This is a genomic window from Chryseobacterium sp. WLY505, assembly GCF_030846215.1.
GTDB lineage: Bacteria > Bacteroidota > Bacteroidia > Flavobacteriales > Weeksellaceae > Chryseobacterium.
In genome coordinates, this window is the sequence record NZ_JAVCWI010000011.1 from 65,452 (window position 1) to 85,664 (window position 20,213).

The 20,213-nt window shown below is 37.1% G+C and carries 16 protein-coding genes; 4 read left to right on the plus strand and 12 right to left on the minus strand.

The genetic code is table 11. From position 1 onward, the window contains the following. Window positions 1-45: 45 nt before the first annotated feature. Complete coding sequence (locus RAH34_RS18745; protein ID WP_306597127.1) at window positions 46-1,359, minus strand: pitrilysin family protein; 1,314 nt, start codon at window positions 1,357-1,359, stop codon at window positions 46-48. A 574-nt stretch (window positions 1,360-1,933) separates the two neighbouring features. Here RAH34_RS18745 and RAH34_RS18750 point away from each other — a divergent pair. Together RAH34_RS18750 and RAH34_RS18755 are read left to right on the plus strand one after the other, a co-directional pair. After that, window positions 1,934-4,264: an ATP-dependent helicase gene (locus RAH34_RS18750; protein ID WP_306597128.1), complete on the plus strand. Its 2,331-nt coding sequence runs from the start codon at window positions 1,934-1,936 to the stop codon at window positions 4,262-4,264. Between the two features lie 575 nt (window positions 4,265-4,839). Next, on the plus strand, window positions 4,840-7,608 hold the full coding sequence (locus RAH34_RS18755; protein ID WP_306597129.1) for a TonB-dependent siderophore receptor: 2,769 nt from the start codon (window positions 4,840-4,842) through the stop codon (window positions 7,606-7,608). Window positions 7,609-7,988: 380 nt separating this feature from the next. On the opposite strand, the gene RAH34_RS18760 is transcribed toward RAH34_RS18755, so the two are convergent. The 5 genes from RAH34_RS18760 to RAH34_RS18780 all read right to left on the minus strand — a co-directional run bounded on the left by RAH34_RS18760 (window position 7,989) and on the right by RAH34_RS18780 (window position 13,494). After that, window positions 7,989-9,830: a carbon starvation protein A gene (locus tag RAH34_RS18760; protein ID WP_306597130.1), complete on the minus strand. Its 1,842-nt coding sequence runs from the start codon at window positions 9,828-9,830 to the stop codon at window positions 7,989-7,991. Between the two features lie 194 nt (window positions 9,831-10,024). Beyond that, window positions 10,025-11,059, minus strand: coding sequence for an alpha/beta hydrolase (locus tag RAH34_RS18765; protein WP_306597131.1), 1,035 nt, complete (start codon window positions 11,057-11,059; stop codon window positions 10,025-10,027). Window positions 11,060-11,078: 19 nt separating this feature from the next. Next, complete coding sequence (locus RAH34_RS18770) at window positions 11,079-11,462, minus strand: DUF3037 domain-containing protein (RefSeq protein WP_306597132.1); 384 nt, start codon at window positions 11,460-11,462, stop codon at window positions 11,079-11,081. Beyond that, window positions 11,449-12,222 (minus strand): HipA family kinase, encoded by a 774-nt coding sequence (locus RAH34_RS18775; protein WP_114820789.1) that lies wholly within the window; start codon window positions 12,220-12,222, stop codon window positions 11,449-11,451. Before RAH34_RS18775 ends, RAH34_RS18770 begins: the two co-directional genes overlap by 14 nt. Window positions 12,223-12,237: 15 nt before the next feature. Then, a complete protein-coding gene (locus RAH34_RS18780) occupies window positions 12,238-13,494 on the minus strand; it encodes a PKD domain-containing protein (protein ID WP_306597133.1) in 1,257 nt (418 codons plus the stop codon). Between the two features lie 61 nt (window positions 13,495-13,555). Here RAH34_RS18780 and RAH34_RS18785 point away from each other — a divergent pair, with 61 nt between their 5' ends. Both RAH34_RS18785 and RAH34_RS18790 read left to right on the plus strand, forming a co-directional pair. Then, a complete protein-coding gene (locus tag RAH34_RS18785) occupies window positions 13,556-14,398 on the plus strand; it encodes a S9 family peptidase (protein ID WP_306597134.1) in 843 nt (280 codons plus the stop codon). Window positions 14,399-14,446: 48 nt separating this feature from the next. After that, window positions 14,447-14,956 (plus strand): hypothetical protein, encoded by a 510-nt coding sequence (locus RAH34_RS18790; protein ID WP_306597135.1) that lies wholly within the window; start codon window positions 14,447-14,449, stop codon window positions 14,954-14,956. Between the two features lie 54 nt (window positions 14,957-15,010). On the opposite strand, the gene RAH34_RS18795 is transcribed toward RAH34_RS18790, so the two are convergent. The 6 genes from RAH34_RS18795 to hppD form a co-directional block, all read right to left on the minus strand. Continuing rightward, the gene (locus tag RAH34_RS18795) at window positions 15,011-15,610 is read right to left on the minus strand and encodes a hypothetical protein (RefSeq protein ID WP_306597136.1); all 600 of its coding nucleotides are present in this window, start codon (window positions 15,608-15,610) and stop codon (window positions 15,011-15,013) included. Window positions 15,611-15,622: 12 nt separating this feature from the next. Beyond that, window positions 15,623-16,444: a flavin reductase family protein gene (locus tag RAH34_RS18800; RefSeq protein WP_306597137.1), complete on the minus strand. Its 822-nt coding sequence runs from the start codon at window positions 16,442-16,444 to the stop codon at window positions 15,623-15,625. Between the two features lie 83 nt (window positions 16,445-16,527). Then, window positions 16,528-16,941: a GxxExxY protein gene (locus RAH34_RS18805; protein WP_306597138.1), complete on the minus strand. Its 414-nt coding sequence runs from the start codon at window positions 16,939-16,941 to the stop codon at window positions 16,528-16,530. Window positions 16,942-17,040: 99 nt separating this feature from the next. Next, on the minus strand, window positions 17,041-18,288 hold the full coding sequence (gene fahA, locus RAH34_RS18810) for a fumarylacetoacetase (protein ID WP_306597139.1): 1,248 nt from the start codon (window positions 18,286-18,288) through the stop codon (window positions 17,041-17,043). Between the two features lie 53 nt (window positions 18,289-18,341). Further along, complete coding sequence (locus tag RAH34_RS18815) at window positions 18,342-18,803, minus strand: hypothetical protein (RefSeq protein WP_306597140.1); 462 nt, start codon at window positions 18,801-18,803, stop codon at window positions 18,342-18,344. Window positions 18,804-18,874: 71 nt separating this feature from the next. After that, window positions 18,875-20,005, minus strand: a complete 1,131-nt coding sequence (gene hppD / locus RAH34_RS18820) for a 4-hydroxyphenylpyruvate dioxygenase (protein WP_034697426.1) — start codon at window positions 20,003-20,005, stop codon at window positions 18,875-18,877. Window positions 20,006-20,213: the final 208 nt, after the last annotated feature.

Consider the following 20,213-nt stretch of genomic DNA (forward strand, 5'->3'; position numbering starts at 1 on the left):
AATTTAATTTTTAATAATCATATTGTCACCTAAAAAGTTGAATGATTACTTTTTCTCAGGTACGTAATTGATGATTATTCTTTGGTTGGAATTAAGATATTTTTTAGCTGCATTTTGAAGATCCTGTCTGGTGATAGATCTGTAAATGTCGATTTCTTTGTTGATCAGATTTGTGTCACCCATCAATACGTGGTTGGTTGCCAATGAAGCCGCAATTCCCTGAATGCTTGAGTTGGCATTTACAAACTGGTTTTCGTATTGGTTTTGAAGTTTTTGATAATCTTCTTCAGAAATTAAAGTCGTCTGAAGCTTTTTGATTTCAGCATCAATATCTGTCTGTAAAGCCTGTTTCGTAGTTTGTCCCATTGGAATCGCGAAGAAGGCAAAAATACTGTAGTCTTCAAGTCCCTGGTTGAAAGCCGCTACCTGAAGTGCTTTTTTGTCCTGGTCTACTAATTTTTTGTATAAAATAGAAGACTTACCACTGCTTAAATAAGAAGAAAGCATATCCAAAACATAAGCGTCTTTTTCTTTGTTAGCTGGAGTTCTGTACGCGAATACATAAGCAGGAAGCTGGATGTTCGGGTCAGTAGCAGTCACTTCTTTTTCCTGAGTGATAGGTGTTTCTTTCGGGAAATCTTTTGGATAAAGGGTTCCTTTTGGAATTCCTCCGTAGTATGTTTCAATCCATTTCTTAGTCTGCTCAGGTTTGATATCTCCAGCAACCACTAAAGTAGCGTTATTAGGAACATAATACTTTTTGTAAAATGCCTGGAATTCTTCCAGTTTGGCCGCATTAAGGTCTTCCATTGAACCTATAGTGGGCCATTTGTAAGGGTGATTTGTAAATAAATTATTTAAAATTGCTGTAAAGAGATTTCCATATGGCCTGTTATCCATATTTAATCTTTTTTCTTCTTTCACTACTTCTCTCTGAGTATCTACACCAATCTGGTTGATTACTGCATGACGCATCCTTTCTGCTTCCATCCAAAGGCCAAGCTGTTCATTATTGGAAGGGAAGGTTTCGTAATAATATGTTCTGTCGTTGGTCGTATTGGCATTATTTACACCTCCATTTGCAGCGACAATCTTCATCCATGTACCTCTCTTGATATTTGGTGTTCCTTCGAATAAAAGATGTTCAAAGAAGTGAGCAAAACCTGTTCTGCCTTGTACTTCGTCTTTTGCTCCTACATGGTACATTACACTTGTTGTTACAACCGGTGCAGAATTATCCTGATGAAGAATTACGTGAAGACCATTAGGAAGATCATACTCCTCGAATTTGATTTGCTGTGCATTCATGATTAGCCCGAAGAAAGCTACGGCAGCAGCAGAAAGAAGTCGCTTTTTCATAAAATTTAGAAATTGTTTATCAATTAGTGCCAAATATGCTCTATTTGTTACAATTTCTAATGAAAATAAAAGATGGGCAGTTAATAAAAAGAAATCCGTACCTCATTAAAGATACGGATTTTATTATTTAGCATTCTTCTACATACATTGTCATTTCAGCGGGACCTCGGCCTAATATGGATGTGTTGACTCCGCATCCCATGCCAGCTCCTCCACTCATTGGAGCACAACTATCGCAATGATGCATTGAAATTACTTTTCCGGATGAACATGTCATACCACAAACAAGGCTGCCTTCACCGCCCGATAGCTTTCTAAGCTCCGTTCTGGAAAGCTTTTTTAAATTTTTCATGATTAAAAGTTTTGTTAAAATTCAGTTATAAATATACATATTAATTCTATTGAAAGAGATAAATTTTGTTTTTTTTCAAAATATTAAATTTAATTCTCTCTATATCGAAAATATTCAGTTCTAAATTCTGTATAAATTATTTTGATGCAGATGCAATACTATGAAAGTTTGAATTCTCCTCCGAATACCTTAATTTTGTGTTCCCAAAAATTTTTTTGCTGTATGGACTATTTGAAAGGACTCAACGAATCACAATATGAAGCTGTTACCTCTTTACAAGGACCTTTGATGGTACTTGCCGGAGCAGGTTCCGGGAAAACGCGTGTATTGACCATGCGTATTGCCCATTTAATACACAACGGAATAGATCCCTTCAATATCCTGGCGCTTACCTTTACCAATAAAGCAGCACGTGAGATGAAAGAACGTATCGCCAAAGTAGTAGGGGACAGCAATGCAAGAAGCCTTTGGATGGGTACATTTCACTCGGTTTTTGCAAGAATTTTAAGAATTGAAGCCCATTATCTTGGGTATCCTTCCAATTTTACCATTTATGATCAGCAGGATGCCCTGAATGTGATTAAAAAAGTGCTGAAGGATATGAATATTGATGCTGATCTTTATAAACCTAAAAAAGTTCAGGCAAGAATTTCAACCTATAAGAACAACCTGATTACGGTAAAAGCTTATTTCAACAATCCGGAACTGATGGAAGCGGATGAAAAAGCGAATATGAAATTCATCGGGCAGATTTATCAGAAATACGTAGATCAGTGCTTCAGAAACGGTTCTATGGATTTTGATGATCTTTTATTGAAAACCAATGAACTATTAACCCGTTTCCCGGAAGTGCTGGCAAAATATCAGGACAGATTCAGGTATATCATGGTAGATGAGTATCAGGATACCAACCACTCTCAGTATCTTATTGTAAAAGCTTTGGCTTCAAAATTTGAGAATATCTGTGTGGTAGGAGATGATGCACAGTCTATTTATTCTTTCCGTGGAGCGAATATCTACAACATCTTAAACTTTAAAAAAGATTATCCGGATGCTATAACGGTATCTCTGGAGCAGAATTACCGTTCCACACAGAATATTGTCAATGCAGCGAATGTGGTCATCGCTAAAAACCTGCAGCAGTTTAAGAAAAATGTCTTCAGTGATAATGAAGAGGGAGATAAGATCAAAATATACCGATCTCTTTCCGATGCTGATGAAGCCAATTTCGTGGCAGGAAATATCTGGGAACTTCGTAACCGTGACCAGAGAAAATACAGCGATTTTGCCATTTTATACCGAACCAACTCTCAGACGCGTGCTTTTGAAGATGCGCTGAGACGTAAAAATATTCCGTACAAAGTGTATGGAGGCCTTTCTTTCTATCAAAGAAAAGAAGTAAAAGACCTTATTGGATACCTTCGTCTTCTGATCAATGAAAATGATTCTGAGGCGTTAATGAGGATTATCAATTATCCTGCAAGAGGAATTGGAGAAACGACACAGAATAAACTGATTGTTTTTGCTGATGCTCACAATATTGCGGTTTCAAAAGTATTGGAGAATCTTCCGATGTATGCACCGCAATTAGGTCTGAACAATGGAGTTTTAAACAAACTGAATGACTTCTGGTCAATGATCAAAGCTTTTCAGGTATTGCTGAAAACAGAAACGGCTTACAGTGTTGCTATGGAAGTGGCAAAACGAAGTGGTTTAATCAAGTTTCTGAAAGATGATCAGACGCCTGAAGGAATTTCCAGAGTAGAAAACGTACAGGAATTGATGAACTCTATGCAGGGGTTCATCGAAGAACAGATGCAGCTTGAAGACGGAGATCCTAGTCTTTCCAATTTCCTTGAAAATATTGCCCTTTCTGCAGATACCCAGGATAAGGAACTGGAAGATGATATGGTTTCTCTGATGACGATTCACCTTTCAAAAGGACTGGAGTTCCCGGTGGTTCACCTGGTAGGACTTGAAGAAAACCTTTTCCCAAGCTTTATGAGCTCGGCAACCAGAGAAGATCTGGAAGAGGAGAGAAGATTATTCTATGTGGCATTGACAAGAGCAGAAAAACAAGCTTTCTTCTCTTATGCTGTTTCCCGTTTCCAATGGGGAAAAATTACGGATGCAGAACCTTCAAGATTCTTAAGCGAAATTGATGATGAATATATTGAATTCCTTAATCCTGCTTTGGAAAAAAGGTTTATCAATAATTCAGGCGTGAAATCCAATATTTTTGATGAGCATCCTTCAGAAATGAAATCGTTCAAAAAGGTTGAAAAGAAAACTATTGACAGAGTTGATACTTCGAAACCTGCTCCTGAAGTCAGAAAGCTGAAACCGGTAAGTACAGCGAAGATTATCAATCCAAGCGGAGCTTCTTCTCAGGATATTGAAGTAGGAGATAAAGTGAGACACGACCGTTTCGGAATTGGGGAAGTGACTTTCCTGGACGGAACAGATCCTCAGAATATCAAAGCAAAAGTTGTTTTCATGCATGAAGGAGAGAAAAATCTGATCCTGAAATATGCTAAACTGACTAAGATTTAATTTTCAAAATAAAATAAAGTAAACGGATTCATTTTTTGGATCCGTTTTTATTTTTAAACACAAAGTTCGCAATGTCTGGATCTGCTATTTTTTGTTCGCAAGGACGTTTCACTTAGCATAGATGATTTCCTTGCTGAACGAAGTGCCGTTGCGACCGAAAGAATAATCAATAAGCAATTTGTCTCTTTGCGTGTTTAGCGTTTTTACTAAATTCATTTTAACGGGAAGTTCGCAATGTGATTATCTGGATCTTCTATTTTTCGATCGCAAGGGCGCTCTACTTAGCATAGATGATTTCCTTGCTGAACGAAGTGCCGTTGCGATCGTAAAAATAATCACTAAGTAAGAATTTCTCTGCGCACATAGCGTTTTTTCAAAATTTATTTTACTGTTAGCCTTCTATAAAACAATGTTTTTTTACGAATGTTTCCTTAAATTATCATAACTTTAAATGAGGGATAGAAAGAAACGATAATAGTTTTTTACAAAAACAAAGTCTATCTGTTTTGTAGACTAGTAAATAAATTTTACATTTGCACCTTGTAAAAACATAAATGTTAATCAAATTATAAACTATGAATAATAAGAAAACTATTCTTTCGGCCTCAGTTTTATTTTTCCTCGGCGTATTCACTTACGGACAGGAAAAAGACAGCATAAAAGCACATAAAGACACTATAAAAACCAATACTGTAGAAGAAGTAGTCGTACTAGGTTCAAGAGCCGGTGCCAGATCTAAAGTAGACAGTCCGGTTCCTGTAGATGTATTCAATGTAAAAGAATCTTCTATTATCCTTCCACAAACCAATATCGGACAAATTCTTAATGCGGTTGCCCCTTCATTTACTTCTACCATTCAGACCAATTCAGATGGAACAGATCACCTGGATCCTGCACAGCTGAGAGGGTTGGGTCCCGATCAGGTTTTGGTTCTGGTGAATGGAAAAAGAAGACATACTTCAGCATTGGTGAACGTCAACGGAACACCCGGAAGAGGTACTGTAGGAACTGACTTGAATGCTATTCCATCTTTCGCTTTGAACAGAATTGAAGTATTAAGAGACGGAGCTTCCGCACAATATGGATCTGATGCCATTGCCGGAGTAATCAACCTTGATTTGAAAAGAGATACAGGAAAACTGGCAGGACAGATAAGCTATGGAGGAAATCTTACACCAACAGCTAATGACCACACCGGAGATTTTGACGGGCAAAATATTCAGTTGGATTTAAACTATGGGAATAAAATCGGAACCAAAGGAGGTTTCTTTAATATCACCTGGTCTTCACAATTCAGAAATCCAACGTATAGAGCAGGTACAGAAAGCGGTCCTATCTATAACCCATATAATGCGATCGAACAACGTGCCTTGAACGACGGAGTCAACCTTTCTTCACTTTTTACCAATATTGGAAGTACACCCAATTCACAACAGATTGTAAATTACATCCATCAGTATGCGCAAAATGTGAGCTATTTTTCTCAGGGTTTACAGAATGATATTCAGGGAGCGAATACCATTTCTGCACTACAAAATGTTTTAAAATCTGCAAATTTCACCAGAGAACAGCTTAATTATTTTACTGATCAGGAGCTGGCCTACAGAGGACAGACGAGAAAGGATTTTAATATGCAGGTAGGGCAGTCTAAGCTTAACAATCACCAGCTTTTTGTGAATGCTGAAATTCCTGTAAGTGATAACTGGAAAGTGTATACTTTTGGTGGTTATAGCATAAGACACGGAACTTCCGGAGGATTCTACAGAAGACCAAGTGAAAGCAGAACTTTTACTGGATTGTATCCTAATGGTTATCTTCCACAGATCGGAACAGATATTCAGGATATCTCATTAGCAGCTGGAATCAAAGGAAAATGGGAAGGATGGAATATTGATTTCAGTAATACATACGGACAGAATTCATTTACCTATAATATTCAGAATACAGGAAATACTTCTTTGCGTTTTGCTTCACCAAGAGAGTTTAATGCAGGAGGACTAAGATTTTCTCAAAATACCATCAATTTAGATTTCTCTAAAAAATATGATGTATGGGAAGGGATTAACGTTGCCTTTGGAGGTGAGCACCGTTATGAGAATTTTAAAATTACCCAGGGAGAAGAAGCTTCTTATGCAACCTATGATGTTTCTGGAAATGTTTGGAACGGAAATTCTGTAAGACCTACAGATTTTTTTGGAGCATCGCTTCCGGGAGGATCACAGGTATTCAACGGGTTTAAACCTGGAAATGCAGTGGATAAAAACAGACAGTCGGTAGCAGCGTATGCGGATGTGGAATTTAACTTTACCAACTGGTTATTGGTAGATGCTGCAGCGAGATATGAAAACTATTCAGATTTCGGATCTACATTTAATTATAAACTGGCTTCAAGAATCAAAGTAGCGCCTGATTTTAATGTGAGATTTGCTGGTTCTACAGGATTCAGGGCACCATCTATCCACCAGATTTATTATAATGTAACCTCTACATTATTTACGAATAATCAGCTTTTGGAAGTAGGAACTTTCAGTAATGATTCTCAGCTGGCAGGATTGCTGGATATGCCAAAACTGAAGCAGGAAACATCCAAATCAGCAAGTGTAGGATTTACCTACAGAATTCCTTCAGCGAGTCTTACCTTTACAGCAGACGGATATTTCACGAGAATTGATAACCGTATTATTCTTACAGACCAGTTCCTGAGAGCCAATGTTCCTCAGAAAGCACAGGAAGCTTATGATCAGCTGGGAATCAATGCAGCGCAGTTCTTTACGAATGCCATTGATACGGAAACAAAAGGAGTGGACGTTGTAATTTCCCATAATGTGAGATTTTCAGGAATAAAACTGGATAATAATTTTGCTATTAACCTTAATAAAACGAAACAGGTTGGTGATATCCATTCTGCAGGACTTCTGCAGTCGCCACAATTGGAGAAGGTATATTTCTCTGAAAAATCAAGAGTATATCTTGAAGAGGCTGTGCCTAGAGTGAAAGCCAGTCTTTCTCACACCCTTTCATGGAAGAATGCAAGTTTATATCTGAGAAATACCTATTTCGGGAAAGTGACTGGAGCTGATATTATTGATGTGAACGGAGACGGAATTATTGATTTTAATGAACACCAGCAGATCGGAGATAAGATTATTACGGATTTGTCTGCGGCTTACCAATTTACCAAAAATGTAGGATTGACGTTAGGAGTAAACAATTTGTTTGATATCTATCCAACGAAAAACCTTACTGCTTCTACCAATAACGACCAATTCATCTATTCAAGATCGACTTCACAGTTCGGACAGAATGGAAGGTATGTTTTCGCAAGATTGAATTTCAATTTTTAAATAAAATAAGAGATCATATTTATAAACTTTTATATGTTGAACCATTAAGATGTAATGAGAGTTTAAGAGTATTAAGATAAGCTTCGTTTTAAGCTTAAGAATCAAAATGATTCACCTTAACTATACTTTATTTCTTAAATCCCCTTAATGGTTTTAATATATTCTACGTTTAAATAACTCTAATAAAAAAACAGTTCAGAAATCCTGAACTGTTTTTTCTTTATGTAATTAAACTTTTATTTTTGAACCATTAAGATGTAATGAGAGTTTAAGAGTATTAAGATAAGCTTCGCTTTAAGCTTAAGAATCAAAATGATTCACCTTAACTATACTTTATTTCTTCAATCCCCTTAATGGTTTTTCTTTATAAAATTTGAATCTTATCTTTCTACCAGTTCTTTCACTGGTTCACCATAATGGTCAATTTCAGTTGTTTTGATTTGAAGCAGCTGATACCACTTTCTGAAAGCTCCTGCAAATACAATAAGCATCAGAACCATGGCTGTCACCGCTAAAGCAGCCAGTAAATATTGTCCTTTAGGAATATAAATGGCAGTTACTTGAATATAACCTGCCCAGAAGGTAATTCCCGCCATAAACACACCCGGAATAGCCGAGCATAAAGCATATTTTCCTCTGTTCATTCTGATCAGCATTGTTGTACAGACGATAAGTCCGCAAGCTGCCAAAAGCTGATTACTGATTCCGAATAACGGCCAGATACTGTTTACATTTCCGGTATACACCAAATATCCCCAGGCAAAAGTGAAAAGGAGACTGCTGATAATGATCCCCGGAATCCAGTTTTTATCATTGAATTTTGGTATCACAGATCCCAGCATTTCCTGCAAAAAGAAACGTCCGACTCTTGTGCCTGCATCAATGGCAGTAAGAATAAATACTGCTTCAAACATAATGGCAAAATTATACCAATAAGCCGTCAGCTGGTCCATATACGGGATTTTATTAAAGATATGGGCCATTCCCACGGCCAGAGATACAGCACCTCCGGTTCTGCCATACAGATCAATACCTATTTTCTGGGAGTAATAATCAATATCTACCCCATGTAGGGAAGGGTGCGCTGCCAGAAATGAGTCATAAGCCTCTTTGGGTGTATTGATCGCAAAATAATCACCCGGCATCAAAGTACATGCTGCAATAAGCGCCATCAATGCCACAAAACCTTCCACAAGCATAGCTCCGTATCCTACAAAAAGAATTTCTCTTTCCTTATTAAGCATTTTTGGAGTCGTTCCGGTAGCAATCACCGCATGGAATCCGGAAATCGCTCCACACGCAATCACAATAAAAATAAAGGGAAGGACCGGACCGCCAATAATAGGGCCGCCACCATTCACAAAAGCTGTGATAGCAGGCATCTGTATCGTAGGATGAATAACGATTACCCCGATAGCCAGCATAATAATAGTTCCTATCTTTAAATAAGTCGAAAGATAATCTCTTGGAACCAAAAGAAGCCATACCGGCAATACAGAAGCAATAAAACCATACAGTGGGATCGCTATAGAAATCGTTTTAATATCCCAGGAAAATAAACCATTCATCGTAGGATTCTGCATCAGAGTGTGTCCACCAATAATCCCTGCAATCAGAAGAATTCCTCCCAAGATACTTGCAAAAAGTACACTGTTCTTTTTATAGCGCATAATCAGCCCCATAATGATGGCAATAGGCATCGTAATGATTACTGTAAAAAGAGACCATGAAGCTTCATGCATCGCGTTGATGCAAGCTAAAGATAGACCTGCCAGTGTAAGAATCAAAATGAAGAGGATCGCAAAACCTGCTACCGTACCCGTTGCTTTCCCGATTTCTTTGGAAGCAATCGTGGCTAGACTTTGCCCTTTATGTCTTACTGAAGCAAAAAGAACAATCATATCATGAACCCCACCTCCCAGTACGCATCCTATCAATATCCATAAAGCTCCCGGCAGATATCCGAACTGTGCAGCAAGAACAGGTCCTACCAAAGGCCCGGCAGCTGCAATAGCTGCAAAATGATGCCCGAAAAGTACATTTTTATTGGTAGCCACATAATCTTTACCATCGGCAAATTCTACAGCAGGTGTTGTATTCTGGTCATTGAGCCGGAGAACTTTGTTGGCAATGAAAATACCATAAAAACGGTAAGCTATTGCAAAAAGAAGAACAGATACAAAGATGAGCGTAAGCGCATTGATATTGTTTAAAGATTCCATATTGCTTATTTTTATTGATAAAAAATTAAATTATTGGTGTTTTTATTGTTAATAATTTAAACAAAGACCAAGGTAATTAATTCTCAATGAAAAAATATCAATATGTATATCAATCTAGCAAATTTGTGATTTGTTTTTTATTTATCGTTATGACTAATAGTGTTTTGTATTATTCTTAAACAGGAATATGTATATTACTTCTTTTGTGAAAGAATGAATTCCACCATCTGATCCGTAAGTTGATCCAGATAAGCTTTATCAGTCGTGCCGAAACCATGCACTCCGCCATCAACGACGATCAGGGAGTTCTGTATTTTGGCTCTGTTTAATTTTCTGTGGAGCTTTTTAGACTGGCTTAAAGGAACAATTTTATCATTATTCCCCTGAACAATTAAAGTAGGAACTCCCTCTGAAACAAAATAAACGGGAGATATCGTTTTAAGATAATCAATAGCGCTGTCCTGATCTTTTCTGATATTATATCCGGAAATTCCTTTGACAAGATTTTCCTGTAAACCGACAATTTTTTTAGACATTAATCCGATCATTCCTACCGGAATTGTTCCTAATCTTGTATGAAAAAGCTTATTAAGATCAGCCGGCCCATAATGATCAATCACATAATTCACTTTAGCCGAATAAGAGGAAAGTTCGGGATTGCCCAGATAAGTATTGTCTGGTGTATAGGCTGCCATGAGGGATAGGTGAGCTCCGGCAGAAGCCCCGAACAACCCGATATTATTGGGATCAAGATGATACTGCTCTGCATTTTTTCTTACCCATCTTATGGCATCTTTGGTATCTTCCAAAGGCAAAGGAAAATGAATGCTGTCACTTAAAAGCGTATAATTGATACTGATTACCGCATACTGTTTGTCTATCAGTTTTTTTACAGTTGTTTCAAGATAATTATCTGCATTAACCACTTTGTCGCCTTCTACCCATCCGCCTCCGTGAACATAGATCAATACCGGAAGTTTTTCAGTGGTGGCATTCTTGGGAGTATAGAGATCAAGAGCGAGAGGTTTCCCCTTTCTGTTTGTTTTGTACACGATATCTTCGGAAACTGTTGCAATTTCAGGGAGTAATGTACTTTTTACAGCAGCAGCTTTGTTGGGTCTTAATGGTAAGTCTTGTGAAAAAAATAAATTTGTAAAGCTTAAAAATAAAATAAAAAACAGGTTTGTGAAAAACCTGTATGTTGATATGTTGTTGATGTGTAATTTCATAATAAATTTTTAAGGAGTGTTATTTTACTAACTCCTCAAAAAGCTTACCAAAAGTGGCATTCAGATCCTTTGATTTTCCCGGATGAGGTCTTGAGGTCTGTACGACAGAACTTCTTACCGCTGTCAGCCATCGGAAACGTTCCGGAATATCAAAAAAAGCAATAGGGCCGCCATCTTTCTCACCGTTAGCAATTTTTTGAAAGCTTTCCAGATTGTGGATGATATCATCGTAATCCAGTTTGCTGTGCATCAGTTTGAATTTGTCCGGACACAAATAGAATTCCACTCTGATGAATTTCTCCTTTTTGGAAAACATCACCAGCCCGATATTGAAAAACTCTTCTCTTTCAACTTTAGGCACCAGGCGTATTACCGCATATTCATATATTTTATCCTCTTGCATTTTTCGCTTCGTTTACAAAGATTTGAGAATTTTCTAATCTGGTTTTCATAAATTGAAAATAGATTTCACGAATTTCATCCGGTGTTTCATCCGCATCATTCCAGTGTAACCAGTCTTCAGGAATCATGTTGACAATGTCTCTGAAGAGCGTATCATTCAAAATTTCATGAGCAAATTTATCAGCTTCGTCAAGCATTTTTGCCTTAGGAAGAAGCACGTGGTCTTTCACGTATTTGAAAGGGGTTTTAGCTGCTGCATCAAAATTCTGCCATGAGTGGTGGAAGTAGAACGAAGCACCGTTATCGATGATCCAAAGTTCTTTATGCCACATCAGCATATTTGTATTTTTAAAAGTACGGTCGATGTTGGTAATGAATGCATCCAGCCATACTATTTTTGAAGCCAGAAGCGGATCCACACTTACTCCCGGATCATAGGTAATAGAACCGGAAAGATAATGTAACCCGAGATTCAGCCCTTCAGAAAACTTCAGAAGATCCTGGATTTCCTCATCGGCTTCCGTTCTTCCGAAATCAGCATCAAGATTAACGAAAACAAGTTCAGGAATTTTAAGTCCCAAAGCTTCGGTAATTTTCCCACCCAACAGTTCGGAGATCAGCATTTTTACCCCATGGCCTGCGCCACGGAATTTTAATACATATTTGAAATCATCATCAGCTTCTGCCAGAGCCGGAAGAGATCCTCCTTCTCTCAGGGGCAGAATGTAACGCATCACGGTTACAGTTCTTAAATTCTGCATGCAGCAAAAATAAGCTTATTTTTTAATAATTTTTTTAGTGAATTCCTTTTCTCCTGTTTTATATTGCAGGAAATAAACTCCGCTGGTCAAATGCTGAAGTGAAATACTATAGCCGGTCTCTGTCTTATTCAAATGATAAGGAATGATTTTTCCTGAAGCTTCTGTAAGGGAAATTACTTCAAATTTCTTTTTAGAAACGACATTAACCAGGTTTTGAACAGGATTGGGATAGATCTGAATACCGTTTTCTATACTTGTTTCCGCTGTATGCAACGTGTTGACAACAACCAGTTTTGTTTTGGTTGTAGTTGCTCCGCAGGCATCTGTTGTAAGTTTTACATGATAATTTCCTCCCACAGTATAGGTGTGTGTCGGATTTTCCAGCGTAGAAGTCGTTCCATCACCAAAATCCCATGAATAGTTGGCTGCATTCTGAGTTGCATTCGTAAACTGAACGATGCCTGCTCCGGTAAGCTGATAAGTAAATCTGCTGTGAACATCATTGTTGGTCACATACCATTGACCAGGCTGATTGTACACTTCTGTTTTCACAATTTCTTTGATCAGTTGAGCCTGTGCCGGAGTAAGATTTCCATTAAAAGGAACCTGCGTAGGATCTTTCTTGAATATAATAGTGTAAAATGTGTACGCAGCAGCCATAGAACCTATATAACTGGGATGTGATTCATCCTGATCATACAATTCGATGGCCGGGTTTTGCTCTCTGATCGTTCTCCAGACTTTACCTACAGGAGAGACAATGCCTTCATTGTTCATCGCCATTTCCATGTAACGGTTATAAATTTGAGTGTCCATTCCCTGATACGTGCAGACTGTGGGAAGTCCAGGGCAATTGGCTGCATCACCATTTTTTCGGCCCCACGTCATATAGAAAATAACATTTCCACAAGGATTGGATGTTTTAAATAAATTGGAAAGCTGAAGGGCATAAGGATACACCTGGTTTTGTACCTGTGAATCAGGAAACGAAGGAAGCTGGCTCTGTTCCTGCAGTACCACGTAATCCCAGTTTCCCTGATTAATGTCTGTAGTGACATTCGGATTGTTGGCATGATCCTGCAGGGTAGCACCTCCCGGAGTCTGACTGTGATGTTCGAATACATCGCCGTTAGATGTGGCAATACTTTGAATAAGACCAGGTAAATTGTTAACATAAGTATAACTGTTTCCAATAAAAAAGACCCTTTTGGTCGTCTGGCTCAGGATCAAAGAAAATGTAATTAAAAATAAAAAAAGTAGAGTTTTTTTCATAAATTTCAGTTTGAATTCATCCTATAAATATAAATAATATTAAGTAAAACCCATTTGTTTTATGAATTTGATTATAGAAAAGAATATATACTTAGAAAATAAAGAAACGAAAGGTTTTCTTGCTGATGTTTTTTATAAAGACAGCCAAAAAAAACTTCCCCTGATCATATTTGTTCACGGATACAAAGGGTATAAAGATTGGGGAGCCTGGAATCTGATGGCTGAAAAGTTTGCGGAGGCAGGCTTTTTCTTTGTCAAGTTTAATTTTTCACATAACGGAACAACAACAGAAGATCCGTTTAACTTTGGAGACCTCGAAGCTTTTGGAAATAATAATTATTCTAAAGAACTTTCCGATCTTGGAGTAGTAATTGACCACTTTAGTAAAGATCCCCATGTGGATGATGAAAAGATTGTACTGATCGGGCACAGCAGAGGAGGAGGGATTTCTATTATTAAAACCTTTGAAGACGAAAGAATCAACGGTTTGATTACATTGGCCAGTGTGGATACTTTAGATCGTTTCCCAAAAGATGCTGCTTTAGAAAACTGGAAAAATAATGGTGTCTATTATGCTTTAAACGGACGTACCCAACAGGAAATGCCTCATTATTATCAGTTTTATGAAGATTATGAAAAAGATATTCACCGTTTTGATGTAGAACGAGCTGCAGAAATGGCTAAAGCTCACATGTTGATTATTCATGGAACAGAAGATGAAGCGGTAGAGGTGAAGCAGGCAGAACATCTTCATATTCTTCACCCCAATTCAGAGCTGTTTCTGATTGAAAATGCCAACCATACTTTCGGGGCAAAAGAACCATGGGAAGGAAATGAATTACCAAAAGATCTCCATACGGTAACTGAAAAATGTATTGACTTTATCAAAGAAAAATTGAAATAAAACGTTTAAAACTACGTTATTATATAGTAACCACCATAAAATATATTTATGAAAAAAATTATTGCAGGCGCATTTGCGCTTTCACTATGTGTTGTTTCATGTAAAAAAGAAACAAAAACAGAATCTTCTGTAAGCAGTGATACTTTGGCAACCGTAATGCCTAAGGATTCCGTAACAACTCCAAAAACAGATTCAGCAGCAACGGCAGCTCCTTCTGCTCCTGCTCCGGATAATATCATTACCAAAAACGTTGGGAAATATCCTCATGATATTAAATTCTTTGAAGATAAAGGTATTTCAGAAAGACTGAAAAAACTTACCGGAGCTCAGTATGATGAGATGGTAAAGAATTTCAATGTAGAAAGTCCTGTTACGTCAGAAAATGGAATCTACAAACTGACAGGATGCAAACAGCACGATTGTCCGGGATATGCTACAAGCATTTACTATGATGCTAAAAATGACAACCTGAATGTTTCTATCGATAAAAACGGTAAGTTAACAGAATTTGCTGAAAAAGGAAAAATTACTGTTTCGGAATCGCTTAAATCCAAATAATAAAAAAGGAGTGAAACTTTCACTCCTTTTTTTATTGATGATCAATCGATATCTTTAATTCGTTCTAACAGCGTTCTTTTTTACTGATTTTAAAAGACTTCTGAAATTTTTCATGGTCATCATTTCAGTTGAAGGATCGAAGATGGTCACCTTTTGATCTTTCTCCACCGAAACTTCTGAGTATGCTTTCAGAGAATATATTTTCTTCATAGTAATGATATCATAGACATCCATCATTGCAAAAGTTTCATTTTTCTTATATTCATACTGCGTTCCAATTGAATTATCTAAACCGTTTCGCACTTTCATGGTGTAGATGTTTACCAGGAAATTGAAATCAGAATTTCTTTTCAATACCTCAAGATCTTCAGTTTCCGGATCAAAAGGAATACTATTCTGAATGATATTTTCTGCTTTTGCCGTTTTTAAGTCAAAGGCTTTGCCATTGCTTAAATCCTGGAATAGTTGAAACGCTTCCTTGCTCATCATTTCCCGGTGATGCGAATCTACATCCGTTTTGATGTTGTTAATCAGCCACTTTTTATCCTTCGAAAATACCAATGACTTGCTGTAGATCCCGTAATCTTTTTTTACAGGATAATAACATGATTGTAATGTGATTAAGAGAAAAAGGAAGAAGATGTATTTTTTCATCAGTAAATCAGACTATTTAATTAAAATCTTCCATGCTTCTTCAATTTTGCTTTCAAGAAGTAATTTCTGGGCATCAAGATGGATATTTTCATCAGCATGAAAGTCACCTTCAGGCAACACTTCCGTATTGGCAAGCATTCCAAGGTCATTTCCTGTGAAGACTTTGCTGTACTTAATAGAATCTGGAAGCTGATCAAAACCAATTCCTTTTGTTACCAAAGGCTTTGGTACTTCAAAAAGACTGTTTTCATTGCTTCTGGAATACCAGTTGGTGCCTAAACGGGCTACCATATCCAGTTTTTTCTGATCCAGATTTCCGGCTTCATTCAGATATTCTTCTCTGATATGGATTTTCTGAACTTCACAGATTACCAGATTTCCTGCGCCACCCTGATCACCCAATGATTTTACCTCTAAAACCTTGCATTCAAAATTAACCGGGCATTCTTCAATAAGTTTAGGTTGTACAAGATCTGCATCTTTCATGGTAAGACCGGATTTGATAAATTCATTGACTCCGGTTTCGTATTCTGTAGAAGCTAAAGAGATCTGCTGTACAATCGGAAAATTGACTGTTCCGATCACTACTTCAGGCACTTCAATAACATTTTCCAGCGTATGTTTGGTGGTATTGTCACGAACCCTTCTCGATGGTGAAAAAATCAAAATCGGAGGAACCGTACTGAACATATTAAAAAAACTGAACGGAGATAAGTTATTATTACCGTCTTTATCCACTGTAGAAGCCAATGCAATGGGACGTGGTGAAACGGCGGTCTGCATAATGGTCTGCAGTTGTACGGAGGTTATCTCGGAGGGGATTACTGTTTTCATGTTTTTCTTTTAACACTTAAGTTATTTTAGTTATTTCTAATGCTGTTTAGCGGAGAGCACTTAAGTTTGAAAATCTACGATTTTCATTCTTTTGAAAGCTCTTTAAATATTTTAGAGGCAAAAAACTCACAACCTTCATGATAGAGGTTGGTGACATTGAAATTAACTAGGATTGAACGGGGTACTTTTAAAAGATTCATATAATTCATTGTCTGAGCTTTATGAATCTGATGGATATCAGTAACGGATTTTAATTCAAGAACAATTAATTCTTCAATCAAAAAATCACATTTTACTTTACAGTCTATATGACTTCCTTTATATAAAAATGGTATTTCAAGTTCACTTTGATAGTTTAAACCTAACAGATCAAACTCTCTTTCTAAACATTTGTGATAAACCTCTTCATATAGGCCCGGACCAACCAGCTTATGTACTTCTATACAAGCTCCAACGATTTTGTAAGATAAATCATTAACTAATTTTTGAGTCGTCATAATGTAAGAAAATGAAAATCGTAGATTTTCAAAAAACTAAAGTGAACTTAATTTTACCATTATCATATAACTTTAAAAACTAAAGTGTTTAAATAATTATTAAAGTGTTGGAATAATTTTACCGGAAACTTCACCGAAACCTACTCTTACACCGTCTTTTTCTGCCCATGCTTTCATGGTAACCGTATCATTATCTTCAATGAACTTTCTTTCTTCTCCGTTGCTTAATGACAGAGGATTTTGTCCTCTCCATGTCAGTTCAAGCATAGAACCGAAAGATTTTGGATCACTTCCTGAGATGGTACCGCTGGCATATAAATCACCTACTTCCACATTACATCCGTTTACCGTGTGATGTGCCAGTTGCTGGGTCATATTCCAGTACATGTGTTTGTAGTTGCTTTCACAGATCAGGTTCTGATCTCCGTTTTCAGGCTGGATATATACTTCAAGGTTGATATCATAGTTTTTATCACCTTCAAATTTTAAATATTCTAAAACTTCAGGATCCTGTACTGGGGAAGCAGTTCTGAATGGCTCCAAAGCTTCCAGCGTAACCACCCATGGAGAAATAGAAGAACCGAAGTTTTTCGCAAGGAATGGCCCTAGCGGAACATATTCCCAGGATTGGATATCTCTTGCAGACCAGTCATTGAAAACGACCATTCCGAAGATTGCATCTTCTGCATCTTTGGTAGAGATACTTTCTCCCATCTCTGTATTTCTATTGATGATGAAAGCCATTTCCAGTTCGAAATCCAATTGTTTAGATACTCCGAAAACCGGTTTGTCTGCATCTGCTGGTTTCGTCTGACCTTTAGGACGGTTGATTTCCGTTCCGGAAACTACGATAGAGGATGCTCTTCCGTGGTAACCTACCGGTAAATGTTTCCAGTTGGGTAATAAAGCGTTTGCCGGATCTCGGAACATTTTTCCTACATTGGTAGCATGTTCGATGCTGCTGTAGAAATCGGTGTAGTTCTGGATGTGGACAGGCATCATCATTTTTACTTTATCCAGGTCATAAAAAGCTTCTTCAATAGTCTTCTGATCTTTTGATAAAGTGGATCCTTCCTGTAATAAAGTTTGGATTTTAGTACGAACAGCATTGGTAACAGGTTTACCCAGCTCGATAAATTCGTTGATCGTATAGGCTTCAAAAACATTGTCGTCTAATCCTTCAATATCTTCAAAATAACCAAGATCGTACAAGGTAGCAAGATCAATGACCTGATCTCCGATTCTTGTACAGCATCCGATATATTCTTTGTTAAAAACTGCGACTCCGAAAGGAATATTGTGTATAGAAAAATCCGAATTTGAGGAGTAGTCTACAAATGATTTCATAAGTTTAGATTTTAGTTAGATTCAATATCATCCGGAAGAATTCCCCGGTACATTTATTTGGTCTTTTTTGAATAAGAGGCTTCATCAATCCATCTGTCTCGGGTATTGACATCGATAAGGTACAAAATATTGTCCTGCTGTGTCAGCAATAAAGTTTTAGTGACAGGCATTGGGATTTTTTTGTTTTCAAGCATGTCTGCCCGTAAAGAAATAATATTTTTTTTCCTGATGATATCACCGGTGAAAACATTGGAACTGCTTTCTCCAGTTGCTTTATCATCGAAAACTTCTACATAGGTGGCATTATTCCCTTTGATAATAATAAAGTCCCTTTCTGTATGGTCGGCTTCATCTTTAATAAAAACAAACTTTTTGTTGTCAATATTTACATTTTCAAGATGCTGATTGATGCCTTTTCTTTGTTCAAGTCGGTTAAGGATTTCATTCAAAGTACCATATTGAGCTTTAAGCACTAAGGTTCCCAGAAGAAAAATCCCGATTAAAAGTTTTCTCATATACTGTGTTTTATAAAAAAGTTTTGCCAGAATATTGTATCCTGACAAAACTTATATTTTCTAATGTAAAATTAAAGATTCCCTCTTCTTTCCTGCTCTCTTTCTAATGCTTCGAACAATGCTTTGAAGTTTCCGGCACCAAAACTCTGTGCACCGTGTCTTTCAATAATTTCGAAGAATAGAGTAGGACGGTCTTCTACAGGCTTCGTAAAGATCTGTAATAAGTATCCTTCTTCATCATGATCAATAAGTATACCTAACTCCTGAAGTTTTTTAAGATCTTCATCAATATGACCTACTCTTTCAGGAACCATGTCGTAATATGCTTCTGGTGGAGCAGAAAGGAACTCTACACCACGTTTTTTTAATTCAGTTACGGTGTGGATAATATCCTTTGTTGCCACAGCAATGTGCTGTACTCCTTCTCCTTCGTAGAAATCAAGATATTCTTCTACCTGAGATTTCTTTTTACCTTCTGCAGGCTCGTTGATCGGGAATTTTGCATATCCGTTTCCGTTTGACATTACTTTAGACATCAATGCAGAATATTCTGTGTTGATCTGCTTGTCATCAAAAGAAAGGATGTTTACAAATCCCATTACTTTTTCATACCATTCTACAGTTGGGATCATTCTGTTCCAGTCAACATTTCCTACACAGTGGTCTACGTATAATAAACCTGCTTCTTCAGGCTTATAATCGCTTTCCCACTTTTCATAACCAGGCATAAAAGCACCGTTATAATTTTTTCTTTCAACAAACATGTGAACGGTTTCTCCATACGTGTAGATACCGGACATTCTTACCTCACCATGCTCATCAGTTAACGTTACTGGCTCTAAATAAGGTTTTCCACCTCTTTTAGTTGTTTCTTCGAAAGCTGCATAAGCGTCATCTACCCAAAGTGCCAAAATTTTTACTCCGTCACCATGTTTTTTTACGTGTTCACTGATAGGAGATTCAGACTTAAGTCCTGTAGTTAATACCAATCTGATTTTTCCCTGTTGAAGCACATAAGATGCACGGTCTCTTACTCCTGTTTCAGGACCCGCATAAGCTACAGACTGAAAACCGAAAGCGGTTTTGTAATAATGAGCAGCCTGTTTAGCATTTCCTACATAAAACTCAATATAATCTGTACCGTTAATCGGTAAGAAATTTTCTGCTTGAGCTATTTTCTCGGCAAATGTAAGTGTTGACATATTTTCTCTTTTACTTTTATTTTATTGGTATGCAAATTACAAAAAACTTAGACATTGCGAAAATATTCGCACGGATTCATTGAATATATTTAACATAACCTTAAAGAAGAGTTTACTTAAGTATATTTAAGTTTCATAAGTCTAAAATCATCTGCCTACATTTGTTATACAAAAGACAAGTGAAAAAAAATATTTTCGAAACATGAAA